Below are 21,283 nucleotides of genomic sequence, written 5' to 3' on the forward strand. Positions count from 1 at the left end.
ATTACCCTCTCATCATCACCTTAACCTAGCAACATCCACGGCTAACAATCGGCGCAAGATAATCCCATGGCGAGGTCTTTTTGGTTAACACTGCGACACCATGCAGAGTGATTAATCTTTCCTATACTCAAAGAAACGCGCTCACGAAGCGCCGATGGCGGACAGATTATGTTTATAAAATACTTTATTATCGGCATACTCAATACCGCCATCCATTGGCTGGTCTTTTTTATTCTGCACCTGCTGGGGCAATTGTCGCAATCGTTCAGCAATCTGTATGCCTTTGCCGTCGCGGTCACCTTCTCCTTTTTCTGTAATGCTCACTTTACTTTTCGAGATCGTCCCACACTGCGGCGTTATCTGCTGTTTACCGGTTTTATGGGCGCCCTCAGTTGGCTAACCGGATATGGCGGCGATCGCTTGGCGTTACCCCCCCTGGCTACCGTCGTCGGCTTTTCACTCATTAGCCTGATCATGGGTTTCTTCTACTCTAAATACATCGTGTTCCGGAGTAAGGCGCAATGAAAATTTCCCTGGTGGTTCCGGTATTCAATGAAGAGAGCGCGATCCCGCTGTTTCATCAGGCGGTGCGCCAATGCGATGACCTCGCCCCCTATCGCATCGAGATCGTCTTCGTGAACGACGGCAGCAATGATCACAGCGAGGCGATCATCTCACGCCTGATCGACGATGACCCTCTGCTGGTGATGGTCAACTTTTCGCGTAACTTCGGCAAAGAGGCGGCGTTATTCGCCGGACTGAAGTATGCCAGCGGCGACGCCGTGATCCCGATCGATGTCGATCTCCAAGACCCCATCGAACTGATCCCACAACTGATCGCCCGCTGGCGTAACGGCGCGGACGTGGTACTGGCCAAACGCATCGATCGTCGCTCTGACACCCTGATGAAACGCCTGACCGCCAGCCTGTTCTACCGGGTTCATAACCAAATCGCCGCGACGCCAATCGAGATGAACGTCGGTGACTACCGACTGATGAGCCGCCAAGTGGTGGACGCGGTACTGATGCTGCATGAACGTAACCTGTTCATGAAAGGGTTACTCAGTTGGGTCGGTTTCAAACCCGCCATCGTGACCTACACCCGCCACGAACGGGTGGCCGGTCGCAGCAAATTCAACTTCTGGAAGCTGTGGAACCTGGCGCTGGAGGGGATCACCTCCTTCAGTACCCTGCCGCTACGCCTGTGGACTTACATCGGTACCTCGATCGCCGGCTTCGCGCTGTGTTATGCGTTATATGTGATCATCAAGACGCTGATCTTCGATAACCCGGTGCCCGGTTACCCCTCCATCATGGCCGTAATCTTGTTCCTCGGCGGCATTCAACTCATCGGGATCGGCGTACTCGGCGAGTATATCGGCCGCATCTATGTCGAAACCAAGCAACGTCCCCGTTTTATCGTCAAAGAAATCAAGGGAAAAAAATGAACAGCCTGTTAAGACGCCCGCTCACTAACCGGGATGCCTTTCTGTTGATCGCCGCCATCCTGCTGTTCTACGTGCTGCCACTCATCCTGGCTAACGTCTACTACCGTGACGATGTCGAGCGTATCCTCAACCCGGCGGCGCCCTGGTATACCCTCGGCCGACCCGGCGCCGATCTGTTGATGCGTCTGTTTACCTTTAACCTGTATGAACTGACCGACAGCGCGCCGCTGACCCTGATCCTCGGCGTGCTGTTCTTCGCCTGGACGTTGACCGTGGTCGCGCGCCGCGCCGAGCCCGCGCTCAACATCGCCGCGCTATCGCCCTATATTCTGCTATTTTTCAACCCGTTCTTCTTACAGAACCTCTCTTATAAGTATGACAGTTTCCCGATGATCGTCGCCCTGGCGCTCTCGACGCTGGCCTTCTTTTATCCCCGCGATCGCGGGTTACTCAGTTACCTGCTACCAACCCTGTTGCTGTTCATCGCCCTGACGCTCTATCAGCCCTGCGCCAATATCTTTATCGGGCTGTATGGCGCCAACCTGATGATTAACTTCTTTAGCAACGGCAATAGCCCCTGGCGGGAGACGCTGTGGGCCGGTGTGGTGCTGTTGGTGACCAATTCGCTCTATGTCTTGATCATCGACCATCTGCTGGCGCTAGGCGGCGGTAATCGTGGCAATATGATAGGCTTACAGGACGCGGTCTACTGGCTGACGCAAGATTGGCTGATGCTGAAGAAGCTGCTGACCTTCGTCCTCAGCCGCGAACTGAAGTTCCTGTTTTACCCCGCCCTGCTGTGCGTACTCTGGGTCTACCTCCTACGCCTCCACCAGATGTGGCGCGACCGGGTGCATGGCCTGAGCGGGCTGCTTTCCTGGCTGATCACCCTCTGTTCACCACTGGTGCTGTTTTTCGCCCTGCTCGGCCCATTATTTCTGCTGAAAGAGGGGGTAACCGACGTCCGCGTGTTGTGTGGCTTCTCCGCCACCCTGTTTCTGTTCGCCCACGCGCTCTATCAATTCGTGATGCGCTACCGTCCCCACTGGAGTTGGCTCTGCCTCCTGCCGCTGTGCTACTTCCTGGCCTTTAGCTTCCAGTATGGCAATGCGGTCAAAAACCAGCGTGACTACGAGGCGCGTATCTTTAGCTGGCTAATCTATGATCTGCTGGCGCTCAACGCTACCGCCCATGGCAAGATCCTGTTGAACAACTACCCCGACACGGCACCGGTGACGCAGAAAATCGTCGAACATCAGGCGCTGATCGACATGATGTTCAGTCCGGCCTATAACTGGACCGCCCGTCGGATCATCGCCTCTTACGGCATCAATAATATCGATACCGGCTGGGGGCCGGACTACCGGGACAAGCTGGATGCGATCTGTGGCGCCGGCAGCGCCCCGCTGCGCGACAATAAGTTCTACGCCATCTATTCCTTGCATAACGACACGCTAGTCTGGCTGAAGAACAAGTATTTTTCCGTCTGCGGCAAGTCCCACGGATAGGGACATACGCGCCCACGGCAGGATAAGCGTCGCCATAAGGAAACAAACGAACACAGGCCGACACCTGAGTGCGGCGCGAAGATCGCCCGCGCTACAACCACAAGACGCGAACGCACAGGCCAGCTGCAAGCACGTCACGCGCGGAGAGACACCTGAACGCGACGCTGCACGGACAATGGAACGGGACACCGGTTAGCATGAGATGCCAGAGCGTGGACGGCACGACGACGCGTCAGCCTCGGCGCGATGGCATAAACTTGGTTACATAAAAGTATTACCGTTTTCGACCGACAGACGTGACACTCGACACGCCGATAATCGCGTCTAATCGCAATATGCAATACGGCATACCACGGATTGCGCCCTGCTACATCTCGCCGCGCAATCCGATGATTTCACACAGCATAGCGCGTCCGCCAACAGCGGCGCCAAGGAGATCGCATGTTGATCCGTCAAGCCCAGGTTAGCGATGCCGAACGCATCAATCCCCTGTTTATCGCCTATCGCCAGTTCTACCACACCCCCTCCGATGCGGCGCAGACACTGTTCTACTTACAGCAACGCCTGCGTAACGGCGAGTCGGTGATCTTCTACGCCGAAGACCAACAGGGTCAGTGTGTCGGCTTCTGCCAACTCTATCCCCTATTCTGCTCCCTGGAAATGAAGCGCACCTGGCTCCTGTACGATCTGTTCGTCGATGCGCAGGCGCGTCGTCACGGCGTCGCCGGGTTGTTGATGCAGCGCGCCGAAACCTTTGCCCGCGAGAGCGGTGCGGCCTTCATCGGTCTGGATACCGCGACGGATAACCACGCCGCGCAGGCGTTATACCAGGCGCAGGGCTATTGCCGTGATACCGCCTTCTACCACTATCAGTTGAATCTGTCAGCGCCATCCTAACGCGCCCTCACGGTGGGGCGGCCCCATCCGCCGCCCCACGCATCCCGCCTAGCCGCGCGCCCGACTCAACGCGCGCTCAATCGCCGCGCCAACCGCTCCAACTTCACCATCAGAAGTAAGGTGAGCACCACCAGTACGATAGTTAATGCGGCACCATCGGCGATATTCCCGCGATCGGTCAGGCTAAAGATCGCCACCGGCAGCGTGGTCCATCCCGGCGGATAGATCATCATCGTCGCCCCCAGTTCTCCCATCGAGAGCGATAAACTCAACGCCAGCGCAGAGAGCATCCAGGGTGCCAATAACGGCAAGATGACATGGCGTAAGCAGTAACCGGGGCTGGCACCCAGGCTAGAGGCCACCTGCTCTAGGTCGGGCGACAGGCGCGCCAATCCCGTTGCGACGTTACTGAAGGTGAAGGCGGAGATCAACACGAAGTGCGTCGCTAAGACGATCCATAGCGTACCGTTCATCTGCAACGGCCCCTGACTAAAGGCGACCAGTATTCCCAGCCCCACCGAGACGGAGGGAATCGCGCTCGGCAAATAAAAAGCCAGGCTCAGCCAGCGCTGAGTCTTAGCACCATAACGCCGCAGCGCCAGCGCCGCCCAAACGCCGCACAGCAGGGCGAACAGGCTGGCGCAAAAACCGACCGTCAGGCTGGCGAGCAATGCCTGCCAAGCCGCGCCGCTCAGGGCATTCACATAATGGCGCAACGTGAATCCACTGGGTAAGATGCCATTCCACTGTTGACTAAGGCTGGCCATCAGGATCACCGCTAACGGCAGCAGGAACAGGACGACGAACAGCACCGTCGCCAATGTTCCGGCTACGCCACGCCCTTTACGCGACCAAATCAGCATCACTCCCCCCTTAGACCGTTGCTGGCCGTCGCCAGGCGATACAGGGCGAACAGCCCTAGAGATAATGCAATGTTAATTAAGGCGATCATACAGGCAACGGCATAGTCGGACTCCAAGATCGCTTTGCTATAGACCAGCATCGGCAGCGTGTTCACCCCCTTGGCGCCAATGAATAACACGATCCCGAACTCGTTGGTGGTCAACAGCAGACACAGACTGCCGCCCGCCAACAGCGCAGGCTTCGCCGCCGGCAGGATCACCTGCGTCACCACCCGCGCCGGATGGGCACCAAGGATACTGGCGGCCTCCAACTGACTGTGATCGATCTGGCGCAGCGCGGCGAGCAATGGCCGCATCACCAGCGGCGTAAACACGGTGACCTCCGCCAAAATCACCCCATGAATGGAATAGAGAAAATCCAACGGCGGTAGCGCCAGGTCGAACCATTGCATCAGCAGACCGTTGAACAACCCCGCCGAGCCATAGATAAAGGTGAAAGCCAGGGTAATCAAGAATGTCGGCAAGGCGATAAAAATATCTACCACACGGCTAATCACGCCGCTCGCGGGAAAGGGAATGAATACCAGGATCAGCGCCAACACGCTGCCAAGCAGCAGGCATCCCAGCGTGGCGCATAGAGCGATAAATAACGTGTTAAATAAGGCCGCGACGAAACGCCTCGACTGTATCACTTGCCGCAAAGTCTCCAGCGAGACGCCTCCAGCGCCGTCGCGCAGCGCCTGTTCGCCGATCAACAATAACGGATAGAAGAACAGCGTCCCCAGTACCAAGAGCGGCGGCAGCAGCCATAACCCGCGGCACCGCCCTAACACCGCTTGCGTCAACCCCATCGTTAACAACATTACGACTCCTCGATCAGTACCGCATCATTGGGTTCAAACCACAGCGCTACAGGATCGCCCGGACGGAGCGCCGCATCCAATTGCGTCACCACCACCCGCACCGGCTCGCCCGCCACCTCGCACAACAGATGCGTGAGATCCCCCTGCCAATGTAATGAACGCAAGGTTGCATTCAGACGATGACTCTGCGCACTCCGGGGCGTCAGGCCAATATGCTGTGGGCGAAGGCACAGCAGCGAATGCCGGCCATGCAATCCACCACGACTGAAGGCGCTGACTACCGTCCCGCCACAACTCACATTCTGCCAGCCGGGGGCATTGCTTCCGCCCAATGCGGTCGCCCTCAATAGATTGGCGCGGCCAAGGAATTCAGCGGCAAAACGATTGGTAGGATGATGATACAGCGCGCGAGTCTCCCCATGGGCGATCAGGCTCCCCTCCTTCATGATGCCGATCTTATCCGCCAGGGTGAGCGCCTCGCTCTGATCGTGCGTGACATACAGGATGGTCAACTCGGGCAGCTCACGGTGCAGGCGGGCTATCTCCTCTACCATGTTGTGACGGATCTGCGCATCCAATGCCGAGAGCGGCTCATCCAGTAACAAGACCCGGGGGCGCACGGCGATGGCGCGGGCGATGGCCACCCGTTGCTGCTGACCACCGGAGAGTTGGTGTGGATAGCGGTTGACATAGTCGCTCATGCCGACGATCTTCAGTGCCGCCGCAACACGCGCCGCAATCAAGGCGTTGGCTTGCTTCTGGGCGCGCAGGCCGAAGGCGACATTATCGCCCACCCGCAGGTGCGGAAACAGGGCATAATTCTGTACCACCATCGCCAAGCCACGCTGATAAGGCGGTAAAGACGTCACTTCGCTACCACCAATGAGAATACGGCCACTGACCGGCTGCACAAAGCCAGCCAGCGCACGCAACACGGTCGTCTTCCCCGATCCAGATGGGCCGATCAGCGCCAGTACCTCGCCCGGCGCGATGGTCAGCGAGAACGGCTTTAAGACCACGTTGCCATGATAGGCCACGCATACATCGGCGAACTCAATACGAGAAGATCCCGGCACCGACGTCTGAGGCGGGGCCGTCGATTTCATTAACATGGCGGCTTACTCGCTATCGGTAACGCGGTGCCAGCGGGCGATATCCGCCGACAGTGAGAGGGCGACCTCATCCCAATCCGGCTGCCAGCTTTTCACCCCGGCCAGAGTGGTTTGGGCGGTCTGGTAATTGGCATCCTGCGGCGTCACGTCGTCGCGTACCGGCATTCCCCAAGCGAGCGCACTGACACTCTGTTGCGCCTCCTGACTCAGCAAGAACTCAATCAGCTTCTTACCATTCTCAGGCTGCGGAGCCCCCTGCACCAAACCGATCACATAAGGGAGCGCCAATGCGCTGCGCTCGCCCTGGGCATCGGCCGGCCAGAAGATGCGTACATTAGGATTACGCGTCATCTGTGCCAGGTTCATCTGTAAGTCACCGTTAGCCACATACAGTTCGCCCTTATTCACCAGCGCGGTCAGCTTACCTGTCGAGGCCGAAGGGCCGACATTGTTGGCTTGCAGCTGCGCCAGATAGGCGTAACCCGCCTCTTTACTGCCGAAGCTATGGAAGGCTTGCAGCATCATCGCCGTCCCATCAGCGGCCTGGCCCGGCGTAGAGTATTGCAGCTTATTCTTAAAGCGCGCATCCAGCAGATCCTGCCAACTGGTCGGCGCCGTTTTCAGCAGTTTGGCGTTATAGATAAAGCTCAGGTAGTTCTTCACCAGCGGGGTATAGTAATCGCTGCTGCCAGGGATCTGCTCAGCAGCGGCGGGACGGAAGGCGGCCAGCAGTTTTTCACGCGCGGCGCGTTGGATAAACGGTGGCGCGGTCACCAACACGTCAGCCTGGGGGTTGGTACGCTCCTTGGCCAAACGTTCGACCACCACGCCGCCACCGCCCTCGACATAACGCACCGAGATACCGGTCGCCTGAGTAAAGGCGGCGAATTGCGCCTGATACCAGCTGTTGTTGCCATCATGTAGCCCATCGATCGAGTAAACGGTGACGAGCGGGGCGGCCCAGACCGGAACGCTGCTCAAGGCGGCGGACAGGAGAACAGATGTGGAAAGTTTCATCATAGTAGCCTCATGGGGACGTTGTGGTTTCTGGCCTATACCAGTTTTGCCCATTACGCTAAACGGCTTTTATGACAAGACGATGAATCCATGCCCGCTGCCGGCATGCCCCTGCCCCTTCCCACGACTCAATGCGTATCGACCTCGATACGCAGGCTATCGTGACGCCAATATTCGATGTCGAGATCGAGCACGCGCCCATACTGGTCGTAGTTGAGACGGCGCAGCAACAGCGTCGGCCGCCCCTCCATCACCCCCAGCGCCTGCGCGGCTGGACGCGGCATCGCGCTGGGGTAGAACGACAGGTGCATGCTGGCATAACACAGGTGGTAATGGCGCTGATACACCTCCGTCAGACTACCATTCAAATCATGGCGTAGTAGCTCCGGTACCCGCGCCGGCAAGCAATAGTTTTCGCAATAGCAAATCGCGCGCTCATCGGCGTAACGTAGACGCTTGAGCAGATAGATCTGGTCGGACGGTTGCAACTGCAACGATGCCATCACCTCCAGCGGTACCGTGTGCAACGCACCGCTCAATAGACGGGTTCGCGGCACTCGCCCCTGTTCATGACACAGTTGATGAAAGTTGGTGTTCTGCGTCGGATCGAGCCACAGGCGTTGTGGTGTCACAAACCAACCGCGACGATCGGCGCGATAAATCAGGCCGCTGGCCTCCAACTGCGCCAAGCTCTCACGGACAGTGATACGTGTGGTGTTGAAGCGGCCACAGAGCTCACGCTCAGAGGGTAACTTATCGCCACATTTCAGCGCGCCGCTCTCGATGTGCGCCTGGAGTTGCGCCTTAATGGACAGGTATTGCGGGATATCACCCGGGCTCGCTTTCATGCTCATTCACCGTCGCTGAGGTCTGGCCCTATTATACAGGGATTGATGAATTTTTTGTTGCAAGCCTATTTTTCCTTTGACCCCCCCGGGGCGATATCGCCATGATGCTCGACAATCTGGTATAGACCAATGGTGATAATGATGACTGCACGTAATGCCCTGCTACTCACCCCCGGCCCGCTAACCACCTCGCCCAGCGTCAAGACGGCGATGCTCCGCGATAGCTGTACCTGGGACGACGACTACAACCGCGGGGTGGTCGAGCCAATCCGCCGCCGCCTCACCGCCCTGGCTACCACGGCTGCCGGCTACAGCTCCGTTCTCTTGCAAGGCAGCGGCAGCTACGCCGTTGAGGCGGTCCTCGGTAGCGCCGTCGGTCAACAGGGTAAGGTGTTGATCATCAATAACGGGGCCTACGGTGCGCGCATGGCCGAGATGACGGCTCGGATGGGCATCGCCCACCAGGTCTACGACTGCGGCGAGCTCGCCCGCCCCGATCTGGCCGATCTGGCGGCATACTTACAGGCCGACCCGACCATCAGTCACATCGCACTGGTGCACTGTGAGACGACCACCGGGATGCTTAACCCGATCCGCGAGGTGGGCGAACTGGCGCGCCGCTATGGCAAAATCTATCTGGTCGATGCGATGAGCAGCTTCGGCGGCATCCCGCTGGATATGGCCGAATTAGGCATCGACTTTCTGATCAGCTCGGCCAATAAATGTCTCCAGGGGGTGCCCGGCTTCGCCTTCGTCATCGCCCGCGGTGAACGCCTGGCAGCCTGCGCCGGCCGCTCACGTTCGCTGGCGCTGGATCTCTACGCCCAATGGCGCTGCATGGAGGAGCACCACGGCAAGTGGCGCTTCACCTCCCCCACGCATTGCGTGCTGGCTTTCGCCCAGGCGCTGCGGGAGCTGGAGGCGGAGGGCGGTGTCGCGGCACGCCATCGCCGCTACCAGGCGAATCAGCGCCGCCTGGTCGCCGGCATGCGGCGCCTCGGCTTTCAGACTCTGCTAGACGACGAGTTACACTCGCCGATCATTAGCGCGTTTTATTCACCCACCAGCCCACACTACCGCTTCGCCGACTTTTACTCGCGCCTCAAACAGCAGGGCTTCATCATCTATCCCGGCAAAGTATCGCAGAGCGACTGCTTCCGTATCGGCAACATCGGTGAGGTCTATCCCGCCGACATCGACGCCCTACTCGGCGCCATTCACCAGGCCATGTATTGGCAACAGTAAGGACACAGCATGCACCGTATTCAGGCCGTTATTCTCGATTGGGCCGGCACGACTGTCGACTTTGGCTCCTTCGCCCCCACCCAAATCTTCGTCGAGGCATTCCACCAGGCATTCGCTATCGAACTGACGCTGGCCGAGGCCCGAGCGCCGATGGGACTGGGCAAGTGGCAACACATCGAAGCGCTGGGAAAACTACCCAGTGTCGATGCCCGCTGGCGGGCTAAGTTTGGCCGGGCGATGAATAGCGCCGATATCGAGGCTATCTACAACGCATTCATGCCATTACAGATAGCCAAGGTCGTCGACTTCGCCACACCGATCGCCGGAGTGGTCGACACCATTGCGGATCTGCGCGCCGCCGGGATCAAGATCGGCTCCTGCTCCGGTTACCCGCGCGCGGTGATGGCGCGTCTGGCACCGGCAGCGGCCGCTCAAGGCTATGCGCCGGACTGCTGGGTAGCAACCGACGATCTCGCCGCCGGTGGCCGCCCCGGCCCTTGGATGGCGTTGCATAACGTTATCACCTTGGGGATCGACGCCGTGGCGCATTGTGTTAAGGTCGACGACGCCGTACCGGGGGTCCAGGAGGGGCTTAATGCCGGCATGTGGAGCGTTGGCTTAGCCATCTCCGGCAACGAATTCGCCGCCAGTTGGACGGAGTACCATGCCATGACAGACGATGAGAAGACCCGCCGCCGCGCCCAGGCTGCCGAGAGGCTGTACGCCGCTGGCGCGCACTATGTGGTCGACACCCTGGCAGATCTGCCGGCGGTAATTGCCCAGATCGATCGGCGCCTGGCGCGCGGCGAACGTCCCTAACGCGTGCCTCCCCGGCGGGTCTTGCTGCCGGCTATCTTGCCCCCTCGCTCAGTCTGGCTCCTGCGCCGCGACTGTCGGCGAGTTGGCGAGCGCTGGGCGGACAGCCCGCCAGGCGATGGAAGAAACGGGTAAAGTAGACCGGGTCATTAAAGCAGCCCGGCGGGTAGGCTATCGGGTATACCGCACCGGCGCTCAATAGCCGTGGACGCTTGGCGTAACTGACGCGCGCAGATCGGCCGTTTCGGCGAACGGTGGGCGAAACGGCGGTACATATCGGCCAGTTTCGCTCAGCGTAGTGCGCTCGCCGTCACTCGGTGGCCGCCGCACGGCGGCTCCCCGTTATGCGGCCAGCAGACTGGCGCGCACCTTGATCACCACCTTGCTGATATCCTGCGCCTCCCCCAGCCAACAGCCCGGTTTATGCGGCTCGCCCGGCATGAAGATGGCGAACATCCCCGGCTGCAACGTGACACACTGTTGGTTGGCAATTTGCTGACAGAGCTGGTAATCCTCCGCCTCATGCCAAGCTTCACAGGCGCGCGCCGTACCGGCACACCCGTAGAGGATACGCTCCTCGCCGCGCAACAGCAGTTGAATGTCGATATAGTCCGCATGCAACTCCGCCGCCTTCGCCTGCGGAGACTGCGTGGTCAACTGCATCACATTCATAAAGATATCGTCGCCATCCAACGCATAACGTCCCGGTGCCTTCTCCGCAGGCGACGCCGCCAAGGCACGGCACAACGCCGCGTGTAACTGTGGATGCAGTCCGGCCTCATTCAGCCCCTGCACATCGCCCAACATCATCATTTCTCTCCTTGCGCCAGCCATGCCGCGCCCAATAATCCCGCATCGTGGCGATAATACGCCGCCCGTAGCGCCACTTGATATGGCGCCGGTTCTTGCGCTAAAAACTGCGCGACCTGTTGCCGATAGCCTGGCGCTAACCCGACACTGCCGCCGATCACCACGCACTGACAATCCGTCACCGCCTTGACGTCGGCGATCAAGCGCGCCAGACAGCGCGCCGAGCGCGCGACCAATTGACACGCCTGCGCCTCCCCCGCTGCCGCCTGGGCAAAGATCGCCTTGGCGTCGCAACCGGCCAATGCCCCGCTTGCCGCCGCCGCGATCCCGCGGCCAGAAGCGATCGCCTCGACACAGCCCACTCGGCCACAGCCGCAGCGAGGCCCCTGGGGATCGGCCAGAGTATGACCGATGTGACCCGCTAACCCGCCCTGTCCCTGCACTAGACGCCCAGCACGCACTATACCGCCGCCGACGCCGGTGGAGACGGTAATGAACACCATGTCGCGTACCTGCGCCGCCAGGGGATAATACTCTGCCCAAGCCGCGGCTTGGGCATCGTTCAACGCCAGCGTCGGCAGCCCGGTCAATGCGCTCACGGTCGCTACCAAGGGAAAGCGCAGCAAGCCGCCCAAATTGCTGGGATTGATCGACTGCAACATCCCCTGATGAATGATGCCGGTGGAGGCGATGGCGACACGCGACGCCTGTGACTGCAACGGCGCGACCAAGGCCTGGAGGGCGGTGCGCAATGCCTCCGGTGTCTGACTGGCTGGTGTCGGCAGCTCTCGTCGCTCACGGATCTGTCGATCCGCCCCCACCAACGCCGCGGCCAGCCTCGTCCCTCCGATATCGATAGCCAATGTACTCATCGTGATCCTCCGCGGCATAGCGCGTAATTTCCGATGACGCGCGGCGTCAGGCGTGCCATGGCCGCCGCGATGACCAACACGCCAAGATGCCGTGCTGGCGCTAGGCAATCCAACGCAGCACCTGTCAACGTGGAACGGGAGACATGTGCTCCCCCATGCGTGCTAGCGCAACGCGCCGCGCGTTCAAGAAGTAACATACCCAATGACCTTACTCGATAAATTACCGACGGCCCGGCGTGGAGCGGGCCGCGAACCAGGATTACCCTTTACTCTTTACGACATTGCCTTTGTAGCCACCGAAAGGAACGGCGCCGCTGAAGGGCTTACCGTCGATCGCATCGTGGGTACGCAATGCCTCAGGGTGCAACCAACGCTGTACGCGGGAGGGCATGTCTAGCCCGATCAGCAGGATCACCACGAAAGTCAGGCTGAAAGAGAGGGAGCACAAGGCGCTACCGAGATCCAGACGCTGGGCGATCAGCGCGCCGAGGATCGGTGCCAATGCCCCGCCCAATGCCCCAACGTTGTAGGTGAAGCCCAAGCCGGCTGCCCGTTGATCGGTATCGAAATAGCCACCGATCAGCTTCGGTAAGATCCCGGAGATACCTTGACCTAACATCTGTTGGAAGAACAACAGGATACCCAGCACCCATACATGCGTCCCACCGATGGCGAATACCGGGATAATCAGCAACTGCGAAGCCAGCAGACTGTAGGCATACGCCTTGCGGCTCCCCAGCCAATCCCCCAGGAAACCGCCAACGCAGCAACCGACCGCCGCGCCGAAGCCGCTGAAGAAGAGAACTTGCGCCACGATGGCCGGGGTATAGTCCAGTTCGGTTTTTAGATAGGTCGGCAGCAAGGCCTGGATCGGCCAGGAGTAGAGGAAGGCGAACAACACCACCACCATCAACATCACCCCGGTAGGCCAGCGTTTGCCATTGCTCTGCACCATGAAGCTGATGAAGATGGCGGCGCATAACAGTCCCAATACGGCCACAATAGCGGCGTTTTGCAGGTTACCGGCGAAGCAGAACCACAGGGCGACGGCGGCGACGGCCGTCATCAGCATATTCATCACGCGATGTTCACCGCGATAAAGGACATCCACCATGGTGCGGACCGGCACCTTACCAGAATGCTTCTCTTTCCAATCATGGGCCTCGGGAATATTTTTCCGTAGCCAGAGGGCAAAGATGATCGGCAGGATGCCGATGAAGAACAGCGCACGCCAGCCCCAGGTCGGCACCACCAGGCTGTAGATCTGGGCAGCCACTACCGCGCCGACGGAGAAGCCAGAGATCAGGAAGCCGCTGGCCTTGTTACGCAAGTGCTTCGGCCAACTCTCGATGACATAGGTGGCGCTGGAGCCATACTCTCCCGCCATCCCCATGCCGATCACCAGGCGGGCGATAAACATGGTGGTGTATCCCGGCGCCAGGCCGCAGGCCAGCGTCCCGACGGAGAAGAGAAGAATACTGGATACCATCGCCAGGCGACGGCCATAACGGTCGCCCATAGCGCCCAGCATCAGCCCGCCGAACCAGCGGGAAATGAAAGCGGCGGAGATCAGGCTGGCCGCCTGTACCGTCGTCAGTCCGAATTCTGCCTGGACATCGGTCAACACCAGGGCGATTAAAACAAAGTCAAAACCATCAAGCAGGTACCCCAACCAGGCCGCGGAAAAGGCTTTCCACTGCGCCCGATCGAGATGGCGATACCACGGGATGTTCTGGGTTGTAGTACTCATATCACTCTCCCGACGCTCTGTTTTTCATTGTTGTTATGCGCAGGGAGGCGCAGACAGCCGGCCTGGGTTCCTAGGTTGTGTGACCGGCACAACGTCACGCCTCCCGCATGGAGGTTAGGCCATTAGTGCGCCCGCTCAGCCATCAGTTGTTCGGCCAAGGCCTTCAGCTCAGGCAGATAGCCTGCCTCAACCGGCTGGAACGGCTTGCGGCATAGCGGTACGGAGAGGACATCCATATAGTGCAGCACTGTCTTCAAGCCACGGAATACCCCAACCTTGATCAACAGGTCGATCACCTGGTTACAGGCACTCTGCAACGAACGCGCCGTCTGCACATCGCCGGTACGCAACGCCTGAGCGATCGCCTGATAGCGCCATCCCATGATGTTATAGGTGCTGCCGATACCGCCATCGGCCCCGGCCAACAGACCGCTGGCGAAGATTTCATCATAGCCGTTGTACAGCACCAGATCGGGATGAGCGCGGCGGATCTGCTCCATCTGATACAGATCGCCGGAGGTTTGCTTCAACGCCCCGACGCCCGGTAGGGTGACCAAGGTGTTGATCTGATCGAGTGTCAACTTCACGCCACTCAACGCCGGGATGTTGTACACCACCATCGGCAAGCCATCGGCCGCGTCGATGATGGCGCGGTAGTGGTCGCAATGTTCGGCGAAACTAAAGGGGTAGTAGAACGGGGTGACTGCCGAGACAGCGTCAAAACCGTAACGCTGCGCCGCTTGGGCTAGCTGTTGGCTCTCTGCCGTACTGATCGCGCCGACATGCGCGATCAGCGTTACTTTTCCTTGCGCCTCTTCGGCGACGATCTCCAGCACTTGTTCACGCTCTTCTCGACTTTGCATGAAGGCTTCTCCGGTGGAGCCACCGACATACAGCCCATCGATGCCCTGCGCAATGTTAAACCGCACCAGGCGGCGCAAACTCTCGCCGTCCAGTCGTTGTTGTTGGTCGAACGGTGTTAACAATGCGGGCATTACGCCTCTTAACTCTCTTGCCATGATGACCTCTGTCGATGATTTAATATTGTCTAACTACATGCCTGTATACCTGTTATACCAGACCAAATAATCGACAGCCCACTGGCGCACATCTATTGTGCGATCGAGTTCACTAAATAATCGTTGAGGTCGTTACGACTCGTCAGAGGACGATGTTGCGCTTAGGCTTTGCCAACTGGCGAACACACTGTTGAGATGCGTCTGTAAGGCGCGATCGGCCTGGTCGGGATCATGACGGCGGATTGCGGTGAGAATTTCTATATGTTGTTGATAACTAACGTTATTGTGTTCATGCAAGTCGGCGTCGGCGACGGTAGGTCGCGCCGCCAGCAACCAATCCAGCAGGGCGACATGGATCGCCATGAAGATCGGGTTGCCGGGGATCCCTGCCAGCACGCGGTGAAAATCGACATCGGAGCGGATAAATAACGCGTTATCATCCAGCGATTGGCTATTGATGATCAACGCCTGCTCCAGCAACGCAATCTGCGCATCCGTGGCGTGCTCGGCGGCATAACGCACCAAGCTAGACTCGAAGAACAGACGCAGCTGTTCGAAGTGGGCGATGCCCCCCGGATGCGAGAGAAAATCTTTCGCCATCCCGGACAGCTCGCCGATGATGGTGTCAGCGGAGGGACGCGAGACGCGAGCGCGCTCGCCGTTGTTGATCTGCACCAACCCCTTGCGCTTCAAGGCCGCCAGCGCCTCACGCACCGATGGCCGGCCCACGTTGAAGAACGCCATCAGTTCACGCTCCGAAGGCAGTTGCTCCCCCTCGCCAAACTCGCGGCGGCGGATCATTTGCTCCAGCTCCTCCTCAACCATCTCCGAAAGCTTCTTGCGTACCAGCGGGCGGCGCCGCAAATTATGGCCGATGGTGGTGGGCGAGGCGTTCGTGGTGGGATCGAAGTCGTTCATAGCGTCCATTCAAGTCAGCAGTCAGTCACGGTAAACCCGTTCATCCTAACACAGGATCGAAAACAGGGGGAAACCTCGCCATGCCGCTCCCCAAGGTCGGCCATGACACAGCCAGCGCACAACGCTCCCTGCCCACCCACTCCCCTCGTTATCACCGCTTCCACACCGGTTTACCACCAGAGAGGGCGAAGAAAGCCAACGCGCCCAGTCACGCCAGTCACGCCAGTCACGCCAGTCACGCCAGTCACGCCAGTCACGCCAGTCACGCTGCAACATATTTTTACACATTGTCATTTCATTGATCCATCACACATTAATTGTATGAAGATTTCATAAAATCTTCATACCTATTATTCACGCCTAACTGGAGGTCACTGTTTTGTCTCGACTACGCCGTACTCTCTGCGCGCTACTCAGCTGCGCCACCCTGTTCGCCCACGCCGCCGTAGAGCAAATCACCACCGCCTGGCCGACTAATGTCGGGCCGCTGAACCCACACCTGTATGCCCCTAATCAGATGTTCGCCCAGAGCATGGTGTATGAGCCGCTGGTCAAGTATCAGGCGGATGGGTCAGTAATCCCCTGGCTGGCCGAGCGTTGGCACCACTCCGCTGATGGCAAAGTCTGGACCTTTGTCCTGCGACCGGGGGTGACCTTCTCCAACGGCGAGCCATTCAATGCCGAGGCCGCCGCCGCCAACTTCCACGCGGTGCTGGCGAATCGCCAGCGTCACGCCTGGCTGGAGCTGGCTAATCAGATCGTCGACGTTCAGGCGATCGCTCCGCAGACATTGCAGATCACCCTCAAAAGCGCCTATTACCCCTTCTTACAAGAGTTGGCTCTACCGCGCCCTTTCCGTTTCATCGCCCCCTCACAGTTCAAGGCCCAGGGCAGCCATCTCGGCATCCAGCAACCGATCGGCACCGGCCCTTGGGTTCTGAAAAGCACCAAGCTCAATCAATACGATGTATTGGTGCGTAACGAACACTACTGGGGGCGCAAACCGGCCTTGCGTCAGATCACCGTCAAGGTGATCCCCGACGCCACCACGCGCGCCGTGGCTGTTGAGACCGGTGAAATCGATCTGCTGTATGGCAATGAGGGACTGCTGCCCCTCGACACCTTCGCTCGCTTTAGCCAGACCCCTGGCTACCGCACACAACTCTCCGCCCCCGTCGAGACGGTCGTGCTGGCGCTCAACTCTGCCCAGGCGCCGACCGACGAGCTAGCGGTACGTGAGGCGCTGAATCACGCCGTCAATAAACCCGCGCTGATCGCGCACACCTTATACGGCACCCAACAGGTGGCCGATACCCTGTTCGCCCCCAGTGTTCCCTATGCCGACATTGGACTCACGCCGCGGCGCTATGACCCTCAGCAAGCCCGTACGCGGCTAGAACAAGCAGGTTGGCAGCTACCCGCCGGCAAGACGATCCGTGAAAAACAGGGCAAGCCGTTACGCATCGAACTGGCCTTCGTCGGCACCGATGCCCTGAGTAAGTCGATGGCCGAAATCATTCAAGGGGATATGCGCCAGATCGGCGTTGACATCACGCTCGTCGCGGAGGAAGAGAGCAGTATCTTCGCCCGCCAGCGTGACGGTCGCTTCGGCATGATTTTCAACCGCACCTGGGGCGCTCCCTACGACCCGCACGCCTTCATGAGCTCAATGCGCGTACCGTCGCACGCCGATTTCCAGGCGCAACGCGGCCTACCCGATAAGGCGCAGATCGATCGGCTGATCGGCGAGGTTCTCACTACCAGTGATGAGCAACAGCGTCGAACCCTGTACCGAGACATCCTAACTCGCCTGCATCGCCAGGCGGTCTATCTGCCCATCAGCTACGTCTCGACGATGGTGGTCGCCAAGCCAGCGCTCGGCCCTATCCCGTATGCGGCCGTCGCCTCGGAGATCCCTTTTGAACAGATCACCCCGGAGGCTCCCTAATGTGGCGTTACGTTGCGCGGCGCCTGCTGCTGTTAATCCCGATGATCTTCGCCGCCTCGCTACTCATCTTCCTGATGCTGCGCCTGGGGACCGGCGATCCGGCGCTCGACTACCTGCGCCTCTCCAATCTGCCACCAACGCCTGAGATGGTCGCCACCACCCGCACCATGCTCGGGTTGGATCAGCCGCTATGGATGCAGTACGCCCACTGGCTAGGACGGGCGCTACAGCTCGACTTCGGCCTCTCCTATGCCACCCAACGTCCGGTGCTGGATGACGTACTGAGTTTCTTACCTGCCACGCTGCTGCTGGCGGGGGCGGCGCTGTTGCTGATCCTACTCATCTCGATTCCGCTGGGGATCTGGGCGGCGCGCCATCGCGACCGCCTACCAGACCTCATCGTCCGGTTGATCGCCTTCCTCGGTGTCTCAATGCCGAACTTCTGGCTGGCCTTCCTGCTGGTGATGCTCTTCGCGGTCTATCTACAATGGCTACCGGCGATGGGCTACGGCGGCTGGCGTCATCTGATCCTCCCTGCCGTGTCGATCGCCTTCATGTCGCTGGCGATTAATGCCCGTCTACTGCGCGCCAGCATGCTAGAGGCCGCCGGCCAGCGCCACGTCACGTGGGCGCGGCTACGCGGACTGGATCGCCGCCAGACCGAGCGGCGTCACATCCTACGCAATGCCGCGCTGCCCATCGTCACCGCCGTCGGCATGCACATCGGCGAACTGATCGGCGGTACGATGATCATCGAAAACATCTTTGCCTGGCCCGGTGTCGGTCGCTATGCCGTGTCGGCCATCTTCAACCGCGACTATCCGGTGATCCAGTGCTTCACCCTGATCATGGTGGTGGTCTTTGTACTCTGTAACCTGGCGGTCGACCTACTGAACGCCGTGCTCGATCCGCGCATTCGCCGGCATGAGGGGGCACAGGCATGAGTTTTTACCACTCCGCCCGCGGCTCGGTTCGTCTGGCCCTGCTGCTCATCGCCCTGTTGACGCTGATCGCGCTCAGCAGTCACGACTGGCTGCCGCACGATCCCTATGCCATCGATCTCGCCGCGCGCCTGCGTGCGCCGGATGGTCAACACTGGCTGGGCACCGATCATCTGGGACGTGACATCCTCTCGCGCCTGCTGGCCGCGACACGCGTCTCGCTGGGCTCGGTACTGGCTTGCCTACTGTTGGTATTGGCGCTGGGCCTGCTCATCGGCGGCAGCGCCGGGCTACTCGGCGGACGCGTCGATCAGGCAAGCATGCGCCTCGCCGACATATTCATGACCTTTCCGACCTCGATCCTCTCCTTCTTCATGGTCGGGGTGCTGGGCACTGGCCTGACCAACGTAATCATCGCCATCGCCCTATCGCATTGGGCCTGGTACGCACGCATGGTGCGTAGCCTGGTCATCTCCCTACGCCAGCGTGAGTACATCCTCGCCGCCCGCCTCTCCGGCGCCAGCCATCTCCGGATCTTCGTCGACCACCTGTCGGGGGCGGTGATCCCCTCACTGCTGGTATTAGCGACGCTGGACATCGGCCACATGATGCTACACGTCGCCGGCATGTCCTTCCTCGGCCTCGGCGTGGCGGCACCGACCGCCGAGTGGGGGGTGATGATCAACGACGCCCGCCAGTACATCTGGACCCAGCCGCTACAAATGTTTTGGCCCGGCCTGGCGTTGTTCCTCAGCGTGATGGCCTTTAATCTGGTGGGTGACGCATTGCGTGACCATCTCGATCCCCATCTGGTAACGGAGCACACGCACTGATGCCGCAACGACTCGATTTACACCAGATCTCACTCCAGGCGGCGTGTCCGCTGGTGCATGAGGTTTCGCTAACCCTACGACGCGGCCGGGTGCTGGCGTTGGTCGGCCGCAGCGGCAGCGGCAAGTCTCTGACCTGCGCCGCCGCGTTGGGCGTCTTGCCCGCCGGGGTGCACCAACGGGCCGGCCAGATCCGGCTGGACGGCGCGCCCATCGCCCCCGCCGTGCTACGCGGCCGCCATGTCGCCACTATTATGCAAAATCCGCGCAGCGCCTTTAATCCCCTGCACACCATGGCCAGTCATGCCCGAGAAACCTGCCTGGCGTTGGCGAAACCGGCAGACGACGACACGCTGACACGCGCCCTGACGGCGGTCGGATTGGATGATCCGCAACGGGTACTCGACAGCTATCCCTTTGAGATGAGCGGCGGCATGTTGCAACGGATGATGATCGCCATGGCGCTGCTGAGCGACGCGCCGTTTCTCATCGCCGACGAGCCGACCACCGATCTCGACATGGTAGCGCAGGCGCGCGTCCTGGATCTGCTGGCGACGATCATGCGCCAACGCGCACCCGGCATGTTGCTGGTCACCCATGATATGGGGGTCGTCGCCCGCCTGGCGGACGATGTGGCGGTGATGGCCGACGGACGGGTGGTGGAGCAAGGCGAGGTCGAACAGGTGTTCCACGCGCCACGCCACGCCGTAACACGGGCGTTAGTCGCCGCACATTTGGCCCTGTATGGCCTGGAGATCGCCGGATGAACCTACTCAGTACGCAGACCCTCTCCCACCACTATCGCCGCGCGGCATTGGGACGCCAAGCACAACCGGTTCTCCAGTCGATCTCGTTGCAACTGCACAGCGGTGAGAGTGTCGCCCTGCTGGGGCGTAGCGGCTGCGGTAAGAGCACGCTGGCGCGTCTGTTAGTCGGGCTGGAGCAGCCAACACACGGGGTGGTATGCTGGCATGATACTCCCTTGCAGCGACTCGATCGCCGGGCGCAAAAGGCGTTCCGCCGCGATATCCAACTGGTGTTCCAAGATGCGATCGGCGCGCTCGATCCGCGCCAGACGGTACGGGCGATCCTGCGCGAGCCGATGCGCCATCTGTTATCACTCTCCCCCGCGGAGCAGCGGGTGCGGGCCGGCGAGATGCTGCGGGCGGTGGAGTTGGACCCGGGCGTGCTCGACCAACGCCCGCCCCAGTTGAGCGGCGGCCAACTGCAACGCATTTGCCTGGCGCGGGCGTTGGTGGTCAACCCCAAACTCCTGATCCTCGACGAAGCCGTCTCTAGCCTCGATCTGGTGTTACAGGCCGAAATCATCGCGCTCCTCAAACGGCTCCAGCAACAACGGGGCACCGCTTACCTGTTCATCACCCATGATCTGCGCCTGGTCGAACGCTTCTGTCAGCGAGTACTCGTGATGGATCAAGGGCGGATCGTCGAGACGCAAACCGTTGCTGAACGCCTGACGCTCACCTCCGCCGCCGGACGGGCACTCCAGCAGGCGGTGCTCCCCGCCTTTCCCCTGCGCCGCCACACGCTCGCGCAAGAGACAGCGTGTCGCTGATC

At 60.1% G+C, this 21,283-nt stretch carries 22 protein-coding genes; 11 read left to right on the forward strand and 11 right to left on the reverse strand.

Going from position 1 to position 21,283, the window contains the following annotated elements; genetic code table 11:
- Nucleotides 1-168: 168 nt before the first annotated feature.
- From EHO01S_RS00630 to EHO01S_RS00645, 4 genes are all read left to right on the forward strand, one after another.
- A complete protein-coding gene (locus tag EHO01S_RS00630; protein WP_035370142.1) occupies nt 169-525 on the forward strand; it encodes a GtrA family protein in 357 nt (118 codons plus the stop codon).
- On the forward strand, nt 522-1,448 hold the full coding sequence (locus EHO01S_RS00635) for a glycosyltransferase family 2 protein (protein ID WP_024522138.1): 927 nt from the start codon (nt 522-524) through the stop codon (nt 1,446-1,448). The genes EHO01S_RS00630 and EHO01S_RS00635 overlap by 4 nt, the downstream gene beginning before the upstream one ends.
- A complete protein-coding gene (locus EHO01S_RS00640) occupies nt 1,445-2,956 on the forward strand; it encodes a glucosyltransferase domain-containing protein (protein WP_024522139.1) in 1,512 nt (503 codons plus the stop codon). The genes EHO01S_RS00635 and EHO01S_RS00640 overlap by 4 nt, the downstream gene beginning before the upstream one ends.
- A 441-nt stretch (nt 2,957-3,397) precedes the next feature.
- The gene (locus EHO01S_RS00645) at nt 3,398-3,853 is read left to right on the forward strand and encodes a GNAT family N-acetyltransferase (RefSeq protein ID WP_024522140.1); all 456 of its coding nucleotides are present in this window, start codon (nt 3,398-3,400) and stop codon (nt 3,851-3,853) included.
- 65 nt (nt 3,854-3,918) lie between these two features.
- Here the strand turns inward: EHO01S_RS00645 and phnV are convergent, their stop codons facing one another.
- The 5 genes from phnV to phnR all read right to left on the reverse strand — a co-directional run bounded on the left by phnV (nt 3,919) and on the right by phnR (nt 8,556).
- A complete protein-coding gene (phnV, locus tag EHO01S_RS00650) occupies nt 3,919-4,716 on the reverse strand; it encodes a 2-aminoethylphosphonate ABC transport system, membrane component PhnV (RefSeq protein WP_024522141.1) in 798 nt (265 codons plus the stop codon).
- Nucleotides 4,716-5,579, reverse strand: coding sequence for a 2-aminoethylphosphonate ABC transporter permease subunit (gene phnU / locus EHO01S_RS00655; RefSeq protein ID WP_024522142.1), 864 nt, complete (start codon nt 5,577-5,579; stop codon nt 4,716-4,718). Before phnU ends, phnV begins: the two co-directional genes overlap by 1 nt.
- Nucleotides 5,579-6,691, reverse strand: coding sequence for a 2-aminoethylphosphonate ABC transport system ATP-binding subunit PhnT (gene phnT, locus EHO01S_RS00660; protein WP_024522143.1), 1,113 nt, complete (start codon nt 6,689-6,691; stop codon nt 5,579-5,581). The genes phnU and phnT overlap by 1 nt, the downstream gene beginning before the upstream one ends.
- Before the next feature lie 6 nt (nt 6,692-6,697).
- Nucleotides 6,698-7,708, reverse strand: coding sequence for a 2-aminoethylphosphonate ABC transporter substrate-binding protein (gene phnS / locus EHO01S_RS00665; protein ID WP_024522144.1), 1,011 nt, complete (start codon nt 7,706-7,708; stop codon nt 6,698-6,700).
- A gap of 128 nt (nt 7,709-7,836) precedes the next feature.
- Entirely contained in the window at nt 7,837-8,556 is a 720-nt protein-coding gene (phnR, locus tag EHO01S_RS00670; protein WP_024522145.1) for a phosphonate utilization transcriptional regulator PhnR, read from the reverse strand.
- Nucleotides 8,557-8,697: 141 nt separating this feature from the next.
- Here phnR and phnW point away from each other — a divergent pair, with 141 nt between their 5' ends.
- Entirely contained in the window at nt 8,698-9,801 is a 1,104-nt protein-coding gene (gene phnW / locus EHO01S_RS00675) for a 2-aminoethylphosphonate--pyruvate transaminase (RefSeq protein ID WP_024522146.1), read from the forward strand.
- Nucleotides 9,802-9,810: 9 nt separating this feature from the next.
- Nucleotides 9,811-10,620 (forward strand): phosphonoacetaldehyde hydrolase, encoded by an 810-nt coding sequence (phnX, locus tag EHO01S_RS00680; RefSeq protein WP_024522147.1) that lies wholly within the window; start codon nt 9,811-9,813, stop codon nt 10,618-10,620.
- A gap of 339 nt (nt 10,621-10,959) precedes the next feature.
- Here the strand turns inward: phnX and nanQ are convergent, their stop codons facing one another.
- The 6 genes from nanQ to EHO01S_RS18780 all read right to left on the reverse strand — a co-directional run bounded on the left by nanQ (nt 10,960) and on the right by EHO01S_RS18780 (nt 16,280).
- On the reverse strand, nt 10,960-11,427 hold the full coding sequence (gene nanQ, locus EHO01S_RS00685) for an N-acetylneuraminate anomerase (RefSeq protein ID WP_024522148.1): 468 nt from the start codon (nt 11,425-11,427) through the stop codon (nt 10,960-10,962).
- Nucleotides 11,427-12,299: an N-acetylmannosamine kinase gene (gene nanK / locus EHO01S_RS00690; RefSeq protein WP_024522149.1), complete on the reverse strand. Its 873-nt coding sequence runs from the start codon at nt 12,297-12,299 to the stop codon at nt 11,427-11,429. Before nanK ends, nanQ begins: the two co-directional genes overlap by 1 nt.
- A 259-nt stretch (nt 12,300-12,558) precedes the next feature.
- On the reverse strand, nt 12,559-14,049 hold the full coding sequence (locus tag EHO01S_RS00695; RefSeq protein ID WP_024522150.1) for an MFS transporter: 1,491 nt from the start codon (nt 14,047-14,049) through the stop codon (nt 12,559-12,561).
- A 122-nt stretch (nt 14,050-14,171) separates the two neighbouring features.
- Nucleotides 14,172-15,068: an N-acetylneuraminate lyase gene (gene nanA, locus EHO01S_RS00700; protein WP_024522151.1), complete on the reverse strand. Its 897-nt coding sequence runs from the start codon at nt 15,066-15,068 to the stop codon at nt 14,172-14,174.
- A 132-nt stretch (nt 15,069-15,200) separates the two neighbouring features.
- A complete protein-coding gene (gene nanR, locus EHO01S_RS00705) occupies nt 15,201-15,995 on the reverse strand; it encodes a transcriptional regulator NanR (RefSeq protein ID WP_024522152.1) in 795 nt (264 codons plus the stop codon).
- 36 nt (nt 15,996-16,031) lie between these two features.
- Nucleotides 16,032-16,280 (reverse strand): hypothetical protein, encoded by a 249-nt coding sequence (locus tag EHO01S_RS18780; RefSeq protein WP_148707550.1) that lies wholly within the window; start codon nt 16,278-16,280, stop codon nt 16,032-16,034.
- Between the two features lie 70 nt (nt 16,281-16,350).
- Between EHO01S_RS18780 and nikA the strand changes: the two genes are divergently transcribed.
- Genes nikA through nikE form a run of 5 tightly spaced genes read left to right on the forward strand, consistent with a single transcriptional unit; the run spans nt 16,351 to nt 21,281 of the window.
- Nucleotides 16,351-17,934 (forward strand): nickel ABC transporter substrate-binding protein, encoded by a 1,584-nt coding sequence (gene nikA, locus EHO01S_RS00710; protein ID WP_115314484.1) that lies wholly within the window; start codon nt 16,351-16,353, stop codon nt 17,932-17,934.
- On the forward strand, nt 17,934-18,878 hold the full coding sequence (nikB, locus tag EHO01S_RS00715; protein ID WP_024522154.1) for a nickel ABC transporter permease subunit NikB: 945 nt from the start codon (nt 17,934-17,936) through the stop codon (nt 18,876-18,878). The genes nikA and nikB overlap by 1 nt, the downstream gene beginning before the upstream one ends.
- On the forward strand, nt 18,875-19,708 hold the full coding sequence (gene nikC, locus EHO01S_RS00720) for a nickel ABC transporter permease subunit NikC (RefSeq protein WP_024522155.1): 834 nt from the start codon (nt 18,875-18,877) through the stop codon (nt 19,706-19,708). Before nikB ends, nikC begins: the two co-directional genes overlap by 4 nt.
- The gene (gene nikD / locus EHO01S_RS00725; RefSeq protein ID WP_024522156.1) at nt 19,708-20,472 is read left to right on the forward strand and encodes a nickel import ATP-binding protein NikD; all 765 of its coding nucleotides are present in this window, start codon (nt 19,708-19,710) and stop codon (nt 20,470-20,472) included. The genes nikC and nikD overlap by 1 nt, the downstream gene beginning before the upstream one ends.
- A complete protein-coding gene (gene nikE / locus EHO01S_RS00730) occupies nt 20,469-21,281 on the forward strand; it encodes a nickel import ATP-binding protein NikE (RefSeq protein WP_024522157.1) in 813 nt (270 codons plus the stop codon). Before nikD ends, nikE begins: the two co-directional genes overlap by 4 nt.
- Nucleotides 21,282-21,283: the final 2 nt, after the last annotated feature.

It is taken from the genome of Edwardsiella hoshinae NBRC 105699 = ATCC 33379, assembly GCF_000474215.1.
GTDB classification, from domain to species: Bacteria; Pseudomonadota; Gammaproteobacteria; order Enterobacterales; family Enterobacteriaceae; genus Edwardsiella; species Edwardsiella hoshinae.

Coding starts and splice junctions, on each gene's coding strand:
- EHO01S_RS00630 (WP_035370142.1), top strand. CDS start 169: ATGTTTATAAAATACTTTATTATCGGCATACTCAATACCGCCATCCAT.
- EHO01S_RS00635 (WP_024522138.1), top strand. CDS start 522: ATGAAAATTTCCCTGGTGGTTCCGGTATTCAATGAAGAGAGCGCGATC.
- EHO01S_RS00640 (WP_024522139.1), top strand. CDS start 1,445: ATGAACAGCCTGTTAAGACGCCCGCTCACTAACCGGGATGCCTTTCTG.
- EHO01S_RS00645 (WP_024522140.1), top strand. CDS start 3,398: ATGTTGATCCGTCAAGCCCAGGTTAGCGATGCCGAACGCATCAATCCC.
- phnV (WP_024522141.1), bottom strand. CDS start 4,716: ATGCTGATTTGGTCGCGTAAAGGGCGTGGCGTAGCCGGAACATTGGCG.
- phnU (WP_024522142.1), bottom strand. CDS start 5,579: ATGTTGTTAACGATGGGGTTGACGCAAGCGGTGTTAGGGCGGTGCCGC.
- phnT (WP_024522143.1), bottom strand. CDS start 6,691: ATGTTAATGAAATCGACGGCCCCGCCTCAGACGTCGGTGCCGGGATCT.
- phnS (WP_024522144.1), bottom strand. CDS start 7,708: ATGAAACTTTCCACATCTGTTCTCCTGTCCGCCGCCTTGAGCAGCGTT.
- phnR (WP_024522145.1), bottom strand. CDS start 8,556: ATGAAAGCGAGCCCGGGTGATATCCCGCAATACCTGTCCATTAAGGCG.
- phnW (WP_024522146.1), top strand. CDS start 8,698: ATGACTGCACGTAATGCCCTGCTACTCACCCCCGGCCCGCTAACCACC.
- phnX (WP_024522147.1), top strand. CDS start 9,811: ATGCACCGTATTCAGGCCGTTATTCTCGATTGGGCCGGCACGACTGTC.
- nanQ (WP_024522148.1), bottom strand. CDS start 11,427: ATGATGTTGGGCGATGTGCAGGGGCTGAATGAGGCCGGACTGCATCCA.
- nanK (WP_024522149.1), bottom strand. CDS start 12,299: ATGAGTACATTGGCTATCGATATCGGAGGGACGAGGCTGGCCGCGGCG.
- EHO01S_RS00695 (WP_024522150.1), bottom strand. CDS start 14,049: ATGAGTACTACAACCCAGAACATCCCGTGGTATCGCCATCTCGATCGG.
- nanA (WP_024522151.1), bottom strand. CDS start 15,068: ATGGCAAGAGAGTTAAGAGGCGTAATGCCCGCATTGTTAACACCGTTC.
- nanR (WP_024522152.1), bottom strand. CDS start 15,995: ATGGACGCTATGAACGACTTCGATCCCACCACGAACGCCTCGCCCACC.
- EHO01S_RS18780 (WP_148707550.1), bottom strand. CDS start 16,280: ATGACAATGTGTAAAAATATGTTGCAGCGTGACTGGCGTGACTGGCGT.
- nikB (WP_024522154.1), top strand. CDS start 17,934: ATGTGGCGTTACGTTGCGCGGCGCCTGCTGCTGTTAATCCCGATGATC.
- nikC (WP_024522155.1), top strand. CDS start 18,875: ATGAGTTTTTACCACTCCGCCCGCGGCTCGGTTCGTCTGGCCCTGCTG.
- nikD (WP_024522156.1), top strand. CDS start 19,708: ATGCCGCAACGACTCGATTTACACCAGATCTCACTCCAGGCGGCGTGT.
- nikE (WP_024522157.1), top strand. CDS start 20,469: ATGAACCTACTCAGTACGCAGACCCTCTCCCACCACTATCGCCGCGCG.